Here is a 16,794-nt window from a genome sequence, read left to right as displayed (position 1 = left end):
GTATTTAAGTAATGGTACCTACGGGTACCATTCTATTTTTGATACCTTCATTCATACTTTTCTGATTTATCAACAAGACTATTTCGCTCCCTCGTTCGCTTACATTACACTTCGGCAAAACCCTTGTTTAATAAGTGAAATATGAAAAAAACAATTATATCGTTGGGTCTTGCCGCTGTTGCTACCGGATGCGGTGGTGGAGAGAGCAAGTCACAATCAAACAGTCAAGTCACACCAACTCCAGTTCCTGTTCAACAAGCGCTAGAAACGGGCAATGCCCTATTGGTTTCTGACCCAAATGACTTCATTCGTGAAAGCCGTCAAGTTGTTGAGGCGCACAAGAAACAGTCGAATGCGATCAAATCTGCGATAGCAAAAAATCTTTCGGGTCTTTACTGGGATCCGACGCATGATGCCGCGATTTTTGCTCCTACCTATGGATTCAACGACACCATATTGATGACCAATAAAGCGATGGCGAGTGGCTACAAAGACCAAGCGTTGTCGATTGGTATTGCTGGTGAGCAAACTAATGGCCAGCGTTATGCTGTTTTAGGCAGTAACCCATTTCGAACCGCACAACGTTTTCCTGATTCTTCTAATGCGGCAATGACTCAATGGTTAAAAAACCTCGTTACTTGGTTGTCAGGTGGAGCTACTTCAAACGTGGTCATCGCGCAAATGGATCAGTCTTATTACTTTCCTGATGAGCAAGCGACGCGCAGTTGGTTAAATAACAATATTTCACCAGACCTGACATTTAATGAAGCTAACCTGTGCGACGGTTCAAAACTACTTAGCTGCTTGAAAGCCGATAAGCCAAACCTGTTGATTCTGTCACAACATTTGCTGTCAGGAGATACCAATCAACAGGTATTAGATGCGCTGGCTTATGCCGAGCAAGCTAAAATTCCGGTTTTGTATCTGCATTGGGACGGTGGGCTGACCGATCTTGGCCGAGACATTTTGGCAAAATTCCATGTTGACTACGTGGGGGACAACTATTGGCGTAAGTTAGGTTTGGTCGATTGGGCACCTTCATCACTGATGAACTTTGTGCCAGATTCTGTCATCACGCAACAAGCGTTGTTGTCCCGTTTCGAAACTCAAAACTTCAATGTTGATTTGTCCCAATGTGATGATAAATCATGCCCAGAAGTAGCGAACATGGACAGTCAGTTTTACGACGCTGCCAACAGCATTCGCCAATGGCTGAAATCACTTGATGAGCAAAAAATCTCGTTGTTTGAACAAGATGGTTATCAATACGAAAAGCTGATGGTGTTATTGGCGGATCATTATCGTCAAACGGCCTCTTTTCCAATGGATAAGCAGTCTACGGGGACGACCGAATTTTTGAAATCGTACTTCGCGGACTACGTTCAATACAACAGTCGTCGCATCAACCCAAAACAACCAAATATGGGAAACTTCAGCCGCAGTGAATTTGGGGCCGATGTAAAGAGAATTGATACTACGGTGAATATGGAGTCTAAACGCAGCTTCCGTTCGGCAGGAGTGTATGCGCTGCCAGGTGAGACTTTCACGGTAACGCGTAAAGACAACAATGATGTGACCACAAAAATTGTCATCAATAGCTTAAGAAGTGGAGCGACCCATGAGTTCAGTAAAGACGGTTATACTCGACCTAAACTGCTGACTTCATTTGCTTACGAAGTCAAAGCGGGTGAAACCATCACGCTGACTTCTCCTTATGGCGGCCCAGTACAGGTTCACTTTGACAAAAATGATATTCCGGTTGAACTGAGATTTAACCATGTGGCACAGCATCCTGTATGGAGAAGTGAGAAGGACAACGACACCTTTATTCAGCAGCTAGAAGCCAATTTGTTTGATTGGGCCGAGCTGATCACCCCTGGGTTTGAAGTGCACTCAAAGCGTGACAAGATGTTAGAGTCGGTCAACGATGAAATGTGGTCTACCCCTGCGGAAATGGCGCTTGCAACGGAAGAATATGTTCATAACTACCCGCATGTTCTGGCTGGTTTCCAAGGGCCGGGTATAGACGAAGTACCTGAAATTATTCAATACGCTCAAAACCAAGGCTGGGAAATTGCCAATATTGATATGGTTAAGCACATGAATGCTGACCAAGCCACTTGTGGTTATGGCTGCTCTGGTAACCCGTACGATGCTTATTGGGCCTTCAGTCCTTTAGGTCACGGTGATTTGCATGAGCTAGGCCACGGTTTAGAGAAAGGACGATTCCGATTCGCGGGTTGGGAAGGGCATTCGACGACCAACTACTACTCCTACTACAGCAAGTCTCGTTTCTTCCAAAATACGGGTAAGGAATCAACCTGCCAAAGCTTGGATTTCAAAGGTCAGTTTGAACTGTTGCAAACCAGTCGAACACAAAGCGATCCAAATGCTTATATGGCGGAGCAAAACCAAACGGGTTGGAGCTGGGGTGCTCGCGTTTACATTCAAATGATGATGGCAACTCAGCACGAAGGTGTGCTTAAAAATGGTTGGCATTTACTGGCGCGACTTCATCTTATTGAGCGTGAGTTTAATCGTTTGAAAACAGATGAGGCACTGTGGAATGCGAAACAATCAAGCATTGGCTTCTCGATGTATACCAAAGATGAAGCGAACAGCATCTCAAACAATGACTGGTTGCTCATTGCCCTAAGTTACGTGGCTCAGCGAGATATGACTAACTATCTCGACATGTGGGGATTCTCGTTCTCAGAAAAAGCGAAGCAACAAGTTGTTGCGTTGAATCTGACGCCGATGCCTCTCACTTACTTTGCAAGTAGCAATACTGGCTACTGTCTGAACGAATTCGCTCAAACGCCAGTAAGTATTGATGGTCAAACGGTTTGGCCGCTGAACTAGCTGAGTAGAAAATAACGTGCATGAAAAAGGGAGACTGAGTCTCCCTTTTTACTAGATTTATCTTAGCGTTGAGTCACGGTTATTGCTTTGCAATGTATTACTTGAATGTCGACCAGATTGGCGCGTGGTCTGAAGGCTTTTCAATACCGCGTAATTCATAATCGATACCCGACTCAATACATTTTTGCGCGAGAGAAGGAGTCGCCAAAATCACATCAATTCGTAGGCCTCGGTTGTCATCAAAGCCGCGAGATCGGTAGTCAAACCACGAGAAGCGATCGTTCACTTCTGGGTAGAGCTTACGGAAAGTATCTTCAAAGCCCCAATCTAACAACGTTTTCAGCCATTCACGTTCTTCTGGTTGGAAAGAGCATTTACCCGTTTTCAACCAACGCTTACGGTTCGGTTCTCCGATACCGATATCTGAATCGATAGGGCTGATGTTGATATCACCCATAACAATCAACTGTTCATCGTTGCTGTGATGATCGTTTAGATACGTCAATAGATCTTTGTAGAACTGGCGCTTGTATGGGAATTTCGTTTCGTGGTTAATGTTGTCCCCTTGAGGGAAGTAGCCATTAAGCACCGTTACTTTTTCACCATTTTCGTTTTCAAACGTCGCCATGATCATGCGCTTTTGGTGTTCTTCGTTATCCGTTGGAAAACCTTTTTGTACGCGGATGGGCTCTTGCTTACAAAGCATCGCTACGCCGTAATGCGCCTTCTGGCCATGAAAATACACTTTGTAACCCATGGCTTCGACATCTTCAATCGGGAACGCTTCATCATGCACTTTAATCTCTTGAAGACCAATAACGTCAGGCTGGTGTTTATCGATGAGCGCTTGGAGTTGGTGCAGTCGAGCACGTAGTCCATTGATGTTAAAGCTGATTACTTTCATTATTTATCCTTTTGAGGGCGTATTTTTCTAGAATGGTATCATTCTGAAAGCGTAGTGAAAATGAATCTCAACAAAAGAAAAAAGCGCTTTTTACTGCGCTTTCAATTTGTTTTCTAAATCTGTTTGTACGATCTTCAATGCTTTAATCGCAACTTCTGGATCAATCTCGTTGGTTTCAAGCAAGTAGATCAAATCAACGGCCAGCTTGATCTCTTCTGGTGCATCATCAAGAGGAGAGGTTGGTTGGTCTGCCATTATTGGTGCTTTTCCCTATGTGTAATTTGATTTTCTAGTTTAAGAAGCGCTGCCTCACACCGAGCTAAACGTTGCTCTGTCGCCAGTAATACTTTCTGAGCTTCAGCTCGCATAAAACTAGGTGCAGTTTCCACTGCGCGTTCCTTTTCTAACACCATTTCTCGCAAGCGTCTTGCCCATTCTTGATGCTGCGCGAGCTCTTGGTAAAGCACGTTAATTGGTTTGCGAAAGTGGCTGCTATGCTTGATTTCATTCTTACGAATTTTAGTGGTAGAAATCTCTCGCTGAATTGCGCCAATTTGCGCTACGAGTCGTTCGGTGAGGTACTCCGCTCGCAAAGCGGTGAGCTTATTTTCGTTTTGCTCTCGGATAATCGCGTCCAGTGTCGATTTCGCTTCTTTTACGCAAGGCGTAAGTAAGCGAGAACGGCAGCTAAATAAACGTTCATCAAACAACGGAACGTGATGCTCTCCTCGTTGGCGATCCAATGTCGCGGCTTGATTCGCCATGTGTTCTAAACTTTGCGAAAGTTGTTCGATGTTCATGATAAACCTACAAACCAAGCGTCATAAGCCAGCTTAATCGCCAATACGCTCACGACCGTGACAAAAACGGGACGAATGAACTTAGAGCCGAATCGAATTGCAGAATGCGCACCAACAAATGCCCCAGCCATTAAACACACACCCATTGTTAAGCCTAGCACCCAGTTAATATGACCTAAAATAGCGAAAGTAATAAGTGAGGTAAAATTACTGGTGAAGTTCATTGCTTTGGCTAAACCAGAGGCGAGCAATATATTGAGACGGTACAGCGCCATAGAACTTACAGTCCAAAACGCGCCAGTTCCTGGACCGGCTAATCCATCGTAAAAACCAATCGACAAACCTTGCAGGTACTGTTTTTTATGCAGCTTTGGGCAAGGCTCTGGTATTGGGCTTTGATGAGGGGAATGTGGCGTTTTGTGGAATACGGTATACAGCGCAGCGGCTAATATAATAAGAGGCAAGACTTTTTCTAGCCAATCCGTACTGATGGCATCGACAAAGAGCGTGCCCAATGTTGCGCCGACAAGCGTTGCTGCAAACGCGCGCCCCCAACACTGAGGTTTGAACAAGCGTTTTTTGTAGTAAGTGAATGCGGCAGTTGACGATGCAAAGGTAGCAGCCAACTTGTTCGTCCCCAAAGCAATGTGAGGAGGAAGCCCCAAAGACAGCAAAGCAGGGACGGTTAGCATCCCTCCACCACCTGCGACTGCGTCAATAAATCCAGCAACAAAAGCGACTAGCGCCAACACCAACAGCATTGTCGGCTCTATCATTTCCATAAATTCTTATTCTTCTAATATTCTATTTTTCGTTTAAATGGCGGCAGTGAGTCGATAAGTGCTTGCCCGTAGCGTTTGGTTACGAGGCGTCGATCCAGAATGGTCACTCTACCAGAATCTCGTTCTTTACGCAGTAGGCGGCCCACGCTCTGGATCAGCTTTTTGCTCGCATCAGGTACAGTGATTTGCATAAACGGGTTGCCGCCTTTCTTTTCTATGTATTCTGAATGCGCTTGTTCTACTGGAGAGGTAGGAACACCAAATGGAATTTTGGTGATCACTAAGTTTTCCAGTAACTCTCCTGGCAAATCGAGTCCTTCCGAAAAGCTTCCTGTACCAAAGAGAACGCTGGTTTTGTTTGTTTCTACAAGCTTTTTATGTTTTTTTAGAATTTCTTGACGAGAACTTTCGCCTTGTACTTGCAAAACCCAGCCTCGTTTTATGAACTCTGAAGACAGCGCTTCTGCGACTTGGTTCATCTGCCAGTATGAGGAGAATAATACCAAGTTGGCCTTTTTGTCTTCTAAGTACTTAGGCAAGATCTCAATAAGATATTCAGTAAATTGAGGTGCCGATGGTTCGTACTTCATTGCAGGTATGAGTAACTCAGCTTGGTTTTGATAATCAAAAGGCGAAGCGAGTGCCAAAAACTGAGTCCCAGATTCTGGCTTTCCATCAATGCCTACTTGATGGCAAAAATAGTGGAAAGAGTTCAACGCTCGCATTGTTGCTGAAACTAATACGGCACCAATACAACGACTCCAAATCTGTTGGTCTAGCTGCCATCCAATCTCAAGAGGGGAGACACTCACAATAAAATCGCCTTCACGATCTGGGTGAGTTTCTAGCCATCTCGCTAAAGGTGCTCCTTTTTCTCGTGTTGGCTCTGCCATCAAATGCCAAACTTGAGCGAGGTTCTCTAGTCGTTGAATATAGAAACCTAGTTCAGCGAGCGCAGGCTCGGCCAATCTTGCCGCGAGTTCGCCATCTTTGACTCTTTCTGCGATAAGATCGGCGATTTTCGCGACGCTTTGGTTTGCTTTCTTGCTGAACTGCTTTAGCTCTTTAGATTGGTTTTCTAGCCAAGTTGGCAGTTCGCCATGTTCAAAGCGGTAGATGCCTTCTTCAAACTGAGATGGGTCGAACTGTTTAGTCAGTTGAGTGAGCGCAGGTATTAAGTTTTGCACCGAGTCTTGCAAGTCATTGCGGAATCGAGCGACACGTTTCTCATCAGCCAGTGATGAAAATTTACTGATTGACTGATTCAGCTTCTCTAGCCACGCTGCTGCGCCTTTTAAACTCGCGGATGCTGAAGCGTGATCACGGGCGACGTGAGGCAGGTGGTGAGCTTCGTCAAAGACATAAATCGTATTTTCTGGCTCTGGTAAGATTACGCCACCACCTAAGTCAGCATCAGCCATAACGAGAGAGTGATTCGCGATGATCACATCATTTTTGTCCAGTTCAGAGCGAGCCTTTTGAAACGGGCACCCTCTGTGACCTGGCAAACTGTTATTGCAGCTGTGTTTGTCGCTGACAATCAATTGCCAGATGCGGTCGTCTATAGGTTTAGGCCAAGCGTCGCGGTCACCATCCCATTTCCCTTGAGCGAGTGAGCGATACATGGTTTCCAGTAATTCAATGTCTTTTTTCTTTGGCTTGGTCTCAAACATCGCTAGTTGACCGCCATCCACACCACTGGCTGTTGCGAGCTTTTCTGCGCAGCAGTAGCGCTGCCTACCTTTGGCAAGAATGAAAGAGAATTCTCTGTCTGTAATACGACGGAATAGAGGAAGGTCTTTATTCACTAGCTGTTCTTGAAGCGCGACGGTTGCCGTTGAGATAACGACTTTGCGGTTGTTATGCACGGCAACTGGTATAGCGGCCATCAAATAAGAAAGTGACTTACCGATCCCTGTGCCTGCTTCTGCTACCAGTATTCGATTGGACTTATGATATTGACCACAAAGCGTCTTTGCGATTTCAGCGACAAGATAGTTTTGAGCTCGTCTTGGTACAAAGTTATCGAGTTGAGCTTGTAGGTTCTGATAGCTATTGCGAATCGATTTTTGAATGTTACTGGTCAGCATACGGGCCTCAAATGCGTTGGAGCCGAATAGTAGCACACATCACTAGTTGTACAGTAGTTCACAAAACGGAATGCTTTTGTAAGGAATCTAGATCTTCTTCACAAAAAAATATTGAACTCCATATCAATGCAAATAATTTCATTATATGAAAAATATAAAACTTCAAAAATGTAGATTTGTTAGATTTTAATGCTGTTTTGATTGCCTTAAAGTTTGTTTTTAGATTTAAATTTTGATTATTAATAGGATGATAAATTGAGAAAAATCAAGCCGATAGTTTAGATGTTCATCGAATAAATTAAATAAAGTAAATCAAGTTGTTGTTTTTATTGGTTATTTTTATTTTTTGATATTTATATTTAGAAAATTTGACAGGCAGAATAATCTTTTGCAATCTAGTGCCCAGATTTTGTAGGTCATGCATTGTTACGAATCGATAACAAGTGGCCTCAAAAATATAAAAAAGGGAATTCGGAAAGGATATCCCAAACTAAGAAAAGGCAGTGGATTAATTATGAAAAAGACTCTATTAGCACTAGCTGTAGTTGCGTCTGCAACTTCAGTTAACGCAGCGGAAGTATTCAAATCTGAAGAAGGTTCTGTAGATTTCTACGGTCAACTACGTCCAACTCTTCTATTCCTAGACAGCACAGACCACACTGCAGAGCTAAACACTAGCTCTTCACGTATGGGTGTAAACGGTGTTTACGTTGTAAACGATAGCCTTAAAGTTCTAGGTGAAGTTGAAATCGGTGTTGCACTTGGTGACAACTACGGTGCAGGCGCAGATTCAAGCGAGCGTACAGATGACACTGTATTCGTTCGTCGTCACATCTTCGGTTTCGACATGGGCGATATGGGTACACTTCGTTTCGGTAAAGAAGGTACTTTCGCGGATGACGTTTACGGTGCTGATTACTCTTACTTCTTTGGTGGCTCTGCTCTTCTTTACGGACACGAGTGGAACAACGACTCTCAAATCAAATACTCTTTCGAAAACGATGCATTCTGGCTAAAAGCTGGTTACGCGCTAGGTGAGAAAGACAAGAACGAAGAAGTTCGTGAAGTATTCGTAGGTAAGTCTTTCGGTGAACTATCTGTTCACGCTGGTGTACTTTCTTCTGTAAATAAGATTGCAGTTAAGAATGTTGCGCACAACACTGAAAACCTATCTTTTGAAGTAACTGGTGAATACGCACTTGGTGAGCACACTCTAGGCGCGACTTACTACTACAACGAAAACGAAGATAAAAACGCTAACTCAACTGTTGATTCTCACGGTATCTCTCTAGCGGGTATGTTCGCTGTAGCACCTAAGACAACTCTATACTCTGGTTACGAACTAGTAATGTCTTCTTCTGATGTTGCTGGCACTGTTGACGCAGACGACTCTCGTTTCTACGCTGGTGTTGAATACAAGTTCTCTAAATGGGCTCGCGTATTCGCTGAAGGTGCATACGTATTTGAAGAAACTAAGCTAGACAACTCTAAAGTTGACAGCAAAACTGACTTCGGTGTTGGTGCACGTTTCTACTGGTAATCAAAACCCAGTCTGATATTGTAAGACCCAGCTTTATGCTGGGTCTTTTACTATGAAGATAAGGATGAGAAATTCTATGCAGTTATCATTTAAAGTGGCGATGGCTCTGTCTATTTTTGCCAGCTCAAACCTATATGCTGCAACAACTCTGGTGGTTCCTGAAGATGTTAAACTTCTGGCTGTCAACATGGAAAAACCTAAGTTGGAAGGTGGGATCTTTTCTGATGAAAAGACAATAGAAATACCTGATGGGACGAATCAGATTGTCTTCAAATATCAACCTGAATTTGAAATTGGCGACGATATTAAAAGTGTATATAGCGATGTGATTATTGCTAAGTTTGATGTTAATAATGAAAAGATTAAGTTCCAGCTTCCTCAATTTAATACGTATCGCCAAGCTCAAACGAGCATTTCTCCATTAGAGTGGCAACTATTGGACTCTAAAGGCCAGACAATCGATTTAGTAGAAGATACTCTCGAATCGGAGGGTGTTCAAATAGGTCGAAACTATCCACAAGAAGCCCGCAGTTATAATATTGCTGGTGGTGTCGCTAGTGTTGCAGTTACTTATGTTACTGTGAATCAGCATCAACAAGTTGTGACGGGTATTGAGCCTGCTTCAAAAACCGTAGAAAGCACTCAAGGTTCTGGGCAACAAGATACGCAAATGGTCGACTTGCTAAAAACTATGTATCTAAAAGCTTCTCCGGCCGATCAAGAAGCATTCAAGCTCTGGATCTCACAGCAATAATTCATCAACAATAATTGTTATTGGTGACGATAAAAATATAAAAAGCAGGCGATGGCCTGCTTTTATGTTTTTTGATGTTGACTACTTTAAGGAATGTGCTGTTTTAAGATGGCTAGAGCTGAATCTCTTTCCATTGGCCAGGCTGCAAGTCTCCAAGGGTAATGTCGCCCATTGAATAGCGTACTAAGCGTAAAGTTGGGAAGCCGATATGAGCGGTCATGCGTCTTACTTGGCGGTTTCTACCTTCAATGATAGTGATTGCTAACCATGTCGTTGGAATATTTGCACGGAAACGAACTGGTGGGTTTCTCTCCCAAATCGTCGGAGCTTCAATGACTTCTACTTTTGCGGGTAAGGTCATACCATCTTTTAATTCAACGCCTTTACGCAACTTCTCTAAATCTTGCTCTTGTGGCGCTCCATCCACCTGTACCCAATACGTTTTCGGCGACTTTGATTTCGGCTGAGTCAGCTTCGCTTGTAGGATACCATCATTGGTTAACACCATTAGGCCTTCACTGTCTCTATCTAGTCGACCTGCTGCGTATACGTCTTTTACTGGAATGTAGTCAGCCAATGTTTTACGGCCGTCACCATCGGTAAATTGGCTCAGCGTATCGTAAGGCTTATTGAAAATAATGACTGTTCTATTTTGCAGGTCGACTCGAGGTTTATTGGCTTTGGCTGTGCGAGTAGGGTGGCGTCTTGTGGTTTGATCCTCTACACGGTTTGGTTTACCGGAACGTTTAAAATGGCCTGTTTTAGATTGGCTGGTACGACGCCCTTTTTCATGACCTGTGCGAGATGACATGTTAACTACCCTGCAAAAATGTAAATGAACTGTGTTTGAAAGTTTTAAGTTTTCTTAAGATCGGCTATCATTTGCGCGCCTAAAACTAACAAATGCGCACAGAATAATAGACTATTTCGTGTTATTTGTTTAATTATATCAGTGCACTCATGGATTCAGAGCCAAGAGCTTCAAACTACAAGAAAGAGTGCAAACCGCATGTGGCGTTAGCGAGGAGATACACACTACTAACGTGTAGCAATGCGTCAATTACACCAACTCAGACGCTGAGTTGATCAGCCAACAAGTTGATTCAAAAATAGGGAAATTTCATGCCTACAGAAAAACCTACCATTATCTACACCATCACTGATGAAGCACCGGCGCTAGCAACTTATTCATTACTACCAATCATCCAATCGTTTACTGCATCGTCTGGCATCAACGTAGATACTCGTGATATTTCACTAGCGGGTCGAATTATCGCTAACTTCCCAGAGCACTTAAAAGAAGAGCAACGCATTGGCGACGCGTTAACTGAGCTGGGCGAACTCGCACAAACACCAGAAGCAAATATCATCAAGTTGCCAAACATTTCGGCTTCTATTCCTCAGCTAAAAGCCGCAATCAAAGAGCTTCAAGCTAAAGGTTACGACCTGCCAAACTACCCAGAAGAGCCAAGTACTTACGAAGAAAAAGCGATTAAATCGGCTTACGATAAGATTAAGGGCAGTGCGGTAAACCCAGTACTTCGTGAAGGTAACTCTGACCGTCGTGCGCCACTTTCTGTTAAGAACTATGCAAAGAAAAACCCACACTCAATGGGCGCATGGTCATCAGATTCTAAATCTCATGTATCAAGCATGGCGGGTGACGATTTCTTTGGTAGCGAGAAATCAACAACCATTTCTGGCGCAACAGAAGTAAAAATCGAGTTTGTTGGCGAAGATGGCTCTGTAAAAGAGCTAAAATCTGCTTTCCCACTGTTAGACAAAGAAGTTATTGATAGCTCTGTACTGAAGAAAAAAGCATTGGTTGAGTTCTTCGAAAAAGAAATTGCAGATGCAAAAGAGCAAGACGTACTGCTTTCTCTACACATGAAAGCGACGATGATGAAGGTTTCTGACCCGGTTATCTTCGGTCACGCTGTAAAAGTTTACTACAAAGACGTTTTTGCTAAATACGGTAAGTTATTCGAAGAGCTTGGCGTTGATGTAAATAATGGTCTTGGTGATGTTTACTCGAAAATCGAGTCACTACCAGCAGCACAAAAAGAAGAGATTGAAGCGGCAATTCAGGCGGTTTACCAAACTCAGCCTGAACTTGCGATGGTTGATTCGGATCGTGGCATCACGAACCTGCATGTCCCAAGCGACATCATTGTCGATGCATCTATGCCAGCAATGTTGCGTTCTTCTGGCCAAATGTGGGGTCCTGACGGCAAGCAAAAAGATACTAAAGCGATGATTCCAGATCGTTGCTATGCAGGTATCTATCAAGCAGTTATCGATTTCTGTAAAGAGCACGGCGCATTTGACCCGACAACAATGGGCAGCGTACCAAACGTGGGTTTGATGGCTCAAAAAGCAGAAGAGTACGGTTCTCATGATAAGACCTTTATCCTAGATGCAGCAGGTACAGTACGTGTTGTTGATGCTTCTGGCGCAGTGCTGCTTGAACAGGCGGTAGAAGAGGGTGACATCTTCCGTATGTGTCAGGTAAAAGACGCGCCAATTCAAGATTGGGTGAAACTTGCAGTAACTCGCGCACGTGCGACAGGCGTTCCAGCTGTATTTTGGCTAGATGAAAACCGCGCACACGATGCAGAGCTTATTAAAAAGGTCAATGCATACCTGCCAGATCACGATACGACAGGCCTGGAAATTAAGATTCTTGCTCCAGTAGAAGCATGTAAATACTCATTAGAGCGAATGAAAGCTGGTTTAGATACTATTTCTGTAACGGGTAACGTACTTCGTGACTACCTAACAGACTTGTTCCCAATTTTGGAACTGGGTACATCCGCTAAAATGCTCTCAATCGTTCCGTTGATGAACGGCGGTGGCCTGTTTGAAACCGGTGCTGGTGGTTCTGCTCCAAAACACGTTCAACAAGTTGAGAAAGAAAACCACCTTCGTTGGGATTCTCTAGGCGAGTTCTTAGCATTAGCTGCTTCTCTAGAGCATTTAAGCTCAGTAACTGGCAATGCTAAAGCGCAAGTTCTAGCCGATACACTAGACAAAGCAACGGGTGAATTCCTAGACAAAAATAAATCGCCATCACGTAAAGTAGGTGAGTTGGATAACCGTGGTAGTCACTTCTACTTAGCACTGTACTGGGCGAAAGCATTGGCAGAGCAAACGGTGGATGCAGATTTAGCCACTGAATTTGCACCTATTGCAAAATCTCTTGCTGAGCAAGAAGAGAAGATTGTTGCAGAACTTAATAGTGCTCAAGGCGTGAAAGGTGAGCTAGGTGGTTACTACTTACTAGACGATGCTTTAGTTTCTAAATTGATGCGTCCAAGCGAAACGTTTAACGCAATCATCGACAAGTAATCTGCGGATGACATGTCGTGAGCGGCGTGTTTTTCAGATAATAAGAAACCCGCTTAATTGGCGGGTTTATTTTTCTCTTCACAAAGGTTTAAGCTATGTGAGAGCAATGGTTTCTACGACAGCACTCAATTTACTTGGCTTGGGCTTCAATTGGCACAACGCTACTTGCGTGGCAACCCTTTGGACCTTTTTCAATCTCGTAAGAGACTTGTTGGCCTGCTTTCAGTGTACGATAACCGTCCATTTGGATAGTTGAGTAGTGGGCAAAGATGTCTCCTTCCTCTTCGTCTGAACAGATAAACCCAAATCCTTTGGCATTGTTAAACCACTTTACTGTACCTGTAGCCATGCTTATACATCCCTCATGCATTTTTTACTGATGTTGTTACAACAACCAAGTTATACCTTTAACTTGGTACTACTGTTAGCGACCGCTAACAAACGTCTCATTGATACAGAATCACATTCACCAAGTTGCTTAAATTCAAACTGATCCAGAATGAGGATTTATGCATCAATACTTTCCACTGTAGTCAATGAATCCATACAGTCAATAGTGTCGAGCAACAAACGGAAACATAATTGAAAACAAATCACTTTTGAGATTAACAATTTTGCAAACTGTTTTTTGGACGTACGCCGAAGTTTAGATATTTAGACCAAAAAGCGATGGGTTACGAAAAATCCATACTGTTGGTGTTGCTTATGATAGTGAAATCATCGGATTGAATAAAAAATGAAGTTTTCGTGATAAATAACCTTTTCTCAGTGAGGAAGTGTGATCTAACACAGAAATTAGCGTTGGTCAGATTCTGTTCGTTAGTGAGAAAAGAGAGTGATTTTTGAGTAAAAGTTCAGGGCTTATCGATAACCATCTTTTATTTGCGCGCCCGCGAGACGTGGATTAGTCTCTATATTAGGTAGCAACTTTTATCTATCAAAGTTCTAAATCGGTGCCACATCTCACTACACCGCACAGCATGCTTGTGGTAGATTGTTTTTATAGGTCGAAAACATCAACCCTTTGATACGATATCTTTAAATTGCCATGAGTAAAAATTTTGAATGGGTCACTCCGGACTCTGATCTTCTGGAGCGAGAAAGTACAAAAGTTCAGCCACCTAAGCTGTATAACGTTGTACTCAATAATGATGACTATACACCTATGGATTTCGTCATAGAGGTACTTGAGCGATTCTTTTCACATGATATTGATAAAGCAACACAAATCATGCTCAAAGTGCACTATGAAGGAAAGGCAGTCTGTGGAACTTACAGCGCAGAAATTGCCGAAACAAAAGTAGCGCAAGTTACGATGTACGCAAGGGAAAATGAACATCCGCTACTTTGTACTATGGAGCAAGCGTAGAAGAAGACTTGCTCGAACAACCCAAGTTGTTTTTTCGGGAGGTACTTATGCTAAATAAAGAACTAGAGTCAAGCCTTAACGGTGCATTTGCTCGTGCAAGAGACAAACGTCACGAGTTTATGACTGTCGAACACCTCCTACTTGCATTGTTGGAAAACGATGCAGCTAAGGAAGCCCTTTTAGCCTGCAAAGCAGACCTCGATGCTTTGCGCAATGAGCTCGATATATTCATCGATCAAACTACGCCGCTTATCCCTGAAAGTGATGAGACGCGCGAAACCCAGCCGACTTTGAGTTTTCAACGTGTATTGCAACGCGCGGTTTTCCATGTTCAGTCGTCTGGTCGCAACGAAGTAACGGGTGCTAATGTATTGGTCGCAATCTTTAGCGAACAAGAGTCGCACGCCGCTTATTTATTGAAGAAAAACGACATTTCTCGCTTAGATATTGTCAACTTTATCTCCCACGGTATTACGAAAGCTTCTGGCGCCGGAGAAGATCCATCTTCTTCAGATTCGTTTAGCTCGGATAGTGTCGAAGAAACAGGTTCCGATGAGCGTTTAGAAAGCTTTGCAACAAACCTCAACCAAGTGGCGAAGGCCGGTAATATTGATCCATTAATTGGCCGTGACAAAGAGCTAGAACGTACGATCCAAGTTCTATGTCGTCGTCGTAAGAATAACCCATTGCTCGTTGGTGAAGCCGGTGTGGGTAAAACGGCAATTGCAGAAGGCCTAGCTTGGAGAATTGTTGAAGGCCAAGTACCTGAGGTGATTCAAAATAGCGTTATCTACTCACTTGATATCGGTTCGCTGCTAGCAGGCACTAAGTATCGTGGTGATTTCGAGAAACGTTTCAAATCGATTTTGAAGCAGCTTGAAAAAGAAGAAGATGCCATCCTGTTCATTGATGAGATCCATACTATTATCGGTGCTGGTGCAGCGTCTGGTGGCCAAGTCGATGCGGCAAACTTGATTAAACCTCTACTAAGTAGCGGTAAGTTGCGCTGTATTGGTTCAACTACCTACCAAGAGTACAGCAATATTTTCGAAAAAGAGCGTGCGCTATCTCGTCGCTTCCAAAAAATCGACGTTGTAGAACCATCTCTGGACGATACAACCAAGATCCTGATGGGCTTGAAACCAAAGTACGAAGCTCACCACGAAGTGCGTTACACCAACAAAGCACTGCGTGCAGCCGTAGAGCTGTCTGCGAAGTACATCAACGAACGTCATCTACCTGACAAAGCGATTGACGTTATTGATGAAGCCGGTGCTCGTAGTCGATTAGCTCCAGCAAGTCGTCGTAAGAAGACGGTTGGCGTGGCTGATATTGAAGCCATGGTTGCAAAAATGGCTCGAATTCCAGAGAAGTCGGTGTCTTCATCTGACAAAGACATCTTGAAGAATCTTGATGGCAAAATGAAGATGCTAGTCTTTGGTCAAGACAACGCTATTGATGCGCTTTCGGAGGCTATCAAACTATCTCGTGCTGGTTTGGGTGTAGATAACAAGCCTGTGGGTTCGTTCTTGTTTGCAGGGCCTACTGGTGTGGGTAAAACCGAAGTAACTGTTCAGCTATCGAAACTGCTTGGTATTGAACTGCTTCGTTTTGATATGTCTGAGTATGGTGAGCGTCACTCTGTGAGCCGCTTAATTGGTGCTCCTCCAGGTTATGTTGGTTATGATCAAGGTGGCTTGTTAACCGATGCCGTTATTAAGCATCCTCATTCCGTTGTTTTGTTGGATGAGATTGAGAAAGCGCACCCAGATATCTTTAACTTGTTACTGCAAGTGATGGATAACGGTACGCTGACGGACAACAATGGTCGCAAGGCCGATTTCCGTAACGTGATCCTTGTGATGACCACTAACGCGGGTGTGGCTGAAACTGAGAAGAAATCGATCGGTTTAATCCAACAAGATCATAGTCACGATGCCATGGCAGAAATTAAGAAGGTGTTCACTCCGGAGTTCCGTAACCGTCTTGATAATATCATCTGGTTTAATAGTCTAGATGAAAGTGTTATCCATCAAGTGGTTGATAAGTTTATTGTCGAGCTTCAAGTCCAGTTGGATGCTCGCGGAGTATCCATGGAAGTATCGCAAGATGCTCGCCATTGGTTAGCACATAAAGGTTATGACAAAGCGATGGGGGCACGTCCAATGGGCCGTGTAATCCAAGAGCAATTGAAGAAACCATTGGCAAATGAACTGTTGTTCGGATCACTTGTTGATGGTGGTACGGTGAAAGTGTCGTTAGTAAATGATGCGCTTGAATTTGAATATTTGAGTGAGAAAGAAGCAGCAATGCACTAACGTTTGTCGTCAATTTCAAATCAAAAG

Annotated in this window: 13 protein-coding genes; 6 read left to right on the top strand and 7 right to left on the bottom strand. The window is 43.6% G+C overall.

Translation table 11 applies throughout. The annotated features are described in order from the left end of the window. Nucleotides 1-141: 141 nt before the first annotated feature. Nucleotides 142-2,862: an ImpA family metalloprotease gene (locus ACF8OV_RS07465; protein ID WP_203502887.1), complete on the top strand. Its 2,721-nt coding sequence runs from the start codon at nt 142-144 to the stop codon at nt 2,860-2,862. Between the two features lie 97 nt (nt 2,863-2,959). Here ACF8OV_RS07465 and xthA read toward each other — a convergent pair whose 3' ends face one another. The 5 genes from xthA to dinG form a co-directional block, all read right to left on the bottom strand. Beyond that, entirely contained in the window at nt 2,960-3,766 is an 807-nt protein-coding gene (gene xthA, locus ACF8OV_RS07460) for an exodeoxyribonuclease III (protein WP_203502879.1), read from the bottom strand. A gap of 90 nt (nt 3,767-3,856) precedes the next feature. Continuing rightward, on the bottom strand, nt 3,857-4,021 hold the full coding sequence (rsmS, locus tag ACF8OV_RS07455) for a pleiotropic regulatory protein RsmS (protein WP_005456217.1): 165 nt from the start codon (nt 4,019-4,021) through the stop codon (nt 3,857-3,859). Then, on the bottom strand, nt 4,021-4,566 hold the full coding sequence (locus tag ACF8OV_RS07450; protein WP_005456195.1) for a primosomal replication protein: 546 nt from the start codon (nt 4,564-4,566) through the stop codon (nt 4,021-4,023). Before ACF8OV_RS07450 ends, rsmS begins: the two co-directional genes overlap by 1 nt. Next, nucleotides 4,563-5,348: a TSUP family transporter gene (locus ACF8OV_RS07445; protein ID WP_005456200.1), complete on the bottom strand. Its 786-nt coding sequence runs from the start codon at nt 5,346-5,348 to the stop codon at nt 4,563-4,565. The genes ACF8OV_RS07450 and ACF8OV_RS07445 overlap by 4 nt, the downstream gene beginning before the upstream one ends. Before the next feature lie 14 nt (nt 5,349-5,362). Next, nucleotides 5,363-7,438, bottom strand: coding sequence for an ATP-dependent DNA helicase DinG (gene dinG / locus ACF8OV_RS07440; protein WP_203502869.1), 2,076 nt, complete (start codon nt 7,436-7,438; stop codon nt 5,363-5,365). Nucleotides 7,439-7,952: 514 nt separating this feature from the next. Between dinG and ACF8OV_RS07435 the strand changes: the two genes are divergently transcribed. Together ACF8OV_RS07435 and ACF8OV_RS07430 are read left to right on the top strand one after the other, a co-directional pair. After that, a complete protein-coding gene (locus ACF8OV_RS07435) occupies nt 7,953-8,978 on the top strand; it encodes a porin (protein WP_021449333.1) in 1,026 nt (341 codons plus the stop codon). Nucleotides 8,979-9,054: 76 nt separating this feature from the next. Beyond that, nucleotides 9,055-9,732 (top strand): DUF2057 family protein, encoded by a 678-nt coding sequence (locus ACF8OV_RS07430; RefSeq protein ID WP_203502867.1) that lies wholly within the window; start codon nt 9,055-9,057, stop codon nt 9,730-9,732. Between the two features lie 112 nt (nt 9,733-9,844). Here the strand turns inward: ACF8OV_RS07430 and ACF8OV_RS07425 are convergent, their stop codons facing one another. Continuing rightward, nucleotides 9,845-10,543 (bottom strand): pseudouridine synthase, encoded by a 699-nt coding sequence (locus ACF8OV_RS07425; RefSeq protein WP_203502865.1) that lies wholly within the window; start codon nt 10,541-10,543, stop codon nt 9,845-9,847. 311 nt (nt 10,544-10,854) lie between these two features. Between ACF8OV_RS07425 and ACF8OV_RS07420 the strand changes: the two genes are divergently transcribed. After that, on the top strand, nt 10,855-13,080 hold the full coding sequence (locus ACF8OV_RS07420; protein ID WP_017448265.1) for an NADP-dependent isocitrate dehydrogenase: 2,226 nt from the start codon (nt 10,855-10,857) through the stop codon (nt 13,078-13,080). A gap of 130 nt (nt 13,081-13,210) precedes the next feature. Here the strand turns inward: ACF8OV_RS07420 and cspD are convergent, their stop codons facing one another. Further along, a complete protein-coding gene (cspD, locus tag ACF8OV_RS07415) occupies nt 13,211-13,429 on the bottom strand; it encodes a cold shock domain-containing protein CspD (protein ID WP_005456215.1) in 219 nt (72 codons plus the stop codon). A 699-nt stretch (nt 13,430-14,128) separates the two neighbouring features. On the opposite strand from cspD, the gene clpS reads away from it, so the two are divergent. Together clpS and clpA are read left to right on the top strand one after the other, a co-directional pair. After that, nucleotides 14,129-14,449, top strand: coding sequence for an ATP-dependent Clp protease adapter ClpS (gene clpS, locus ACF8OV_RS07410; RefSeq protein WP_005456259.1), 321 nt, complete (start codon nt 14,129-14,131; stop codon nt 14,447-14,449). Nucleotides 14,450-14,496: 47 nt separating this feature from the next. Then, nucleotides 14,497-16,767: an ATP-dependent Clp protease ATP-binding subunit ClpA gene (gene clpA / locus ACF8OV_RS07405; RefSeq protein WP_005495889.1), complete on the top strand. Its 2,271-nt coding sequence runs from the start codon at nt 14,497-14,499 to the stop codon at nt 16,765-16,767. Nucleotides 16,768-16,794: the final 27 nt, after the last annotated feature.

Source organism: Vibrio sp. GLN_1, assembly GCF_043106015.1.
Taxonomy (GTDB): domain Bacteria; phylum Pseudomonadota; class Gammaproteobacteria; order Enterobacterales; family Vibrionaceae; genus Vibrio; species Vibrio parahaemolyticus.
The sequence above is the reverse complement of the archived record's forward strand: the minus strand, read 5'-3'. Positions and strand labels throughout refer to the sequence as shown.

What these genes read in the sequence shown, in the direction of transcription:
- ACF8OV_RS07465 (WP_203502887.1), top strand. Translation starts at nt 142, where the DNA reads ATGAAAAAAACAATTATATCGTTGGGTCTTGCCGCTGTTGCTACCGGA.
- xthA (WP_203502879.1), bottom strand. Translation starts at nt 3,766, where the DNA reads ATGAAAGTAATCAGCTTTAACATCAATGGACTACGTGCTCGACTGCAC.
- rsmS (WP_005456217.1), bottom strand. Translation starts at nt 4,021, where the DNA reads ATGGCAGACCAACCAACCTCTCCTCTTGATGATGCACCAGAAGAGATC.
- ACF8OV_RS07450 (WP_005456195.1), bottom strand. Translation starts at nt 4,566, where the DNA reads ATGAACATCGAACAACTTTCGCAAAGTTTAGAACACATGGCGAATCAA.
- ACF8OV_RS07445 (WP_005456200.1), bottom strand. Translation starts at nt 5,348, where the DNA reads ATGGAAATGATAGAGCCGACAATGCTGTTGGTGTTGGCGCTAGTCGCT.
- dinG (WP_203502869.1), bottom strand. Translation starts at nt 7,438, where the DNA reads ATGCTGACCAGTAACATTCAAAAATCGATTCGCAATAGCTATCAGAAC.
- ACF8OV_RS07435 (WP_021449333.1), top strand. Translation starts at nt 7,953, where the DNA reads ATGAAAAAGACTCTATTAGCACTAGCTGTAGTTGCGTCTGCAACTTCA.
- ACF8OV_RS07430 (WP_203502867.1), top strand. Translation starts at nt 9,055, where the DNA reads ATGCAGTTATCATTTAAAGTGGCGATGGCTCTGTCTATTTTTGCCAGC.
- ACF8OV_RS07425 (WP_203502865.1), bottom strand. Translation starts at nt 10,543, where the DNA reads ATGTCATCTCGCACAGGTCATGAAAAAGGGCGTCGTACCAGCCAATCT.
- ACF8OV_RS07420 (WP_017448265.1), top strand. Translation starts at nt 10,855, where the DNA reads ATGCCTACAGAAAAACCTACCATTATCTACACCATCACTGATGAAGCA.
- cspD (WP_005456215.1), bottom strand. Translation starts at nt 13,429, where the DNA reads ATGGCTACAGGTACAGTAAAGTGGTTTAACAATGCCAAAGGATTTGGG.
- clpS (WP_005456259.1), top strand. Translation starts at nt 14,129, where the DNA reads ATGAGTAAAAATTTTGAATGGGTCACTCCGGACTCTGATCTTCTGGAG.
- clpA (WP_005495889.1), top strand. Translation starts at nt 14,497, where the DNA reads ATGCTAAATAAAGAACTAGAGTCAAGCCTTAACGGTGCATTTGCTCGT.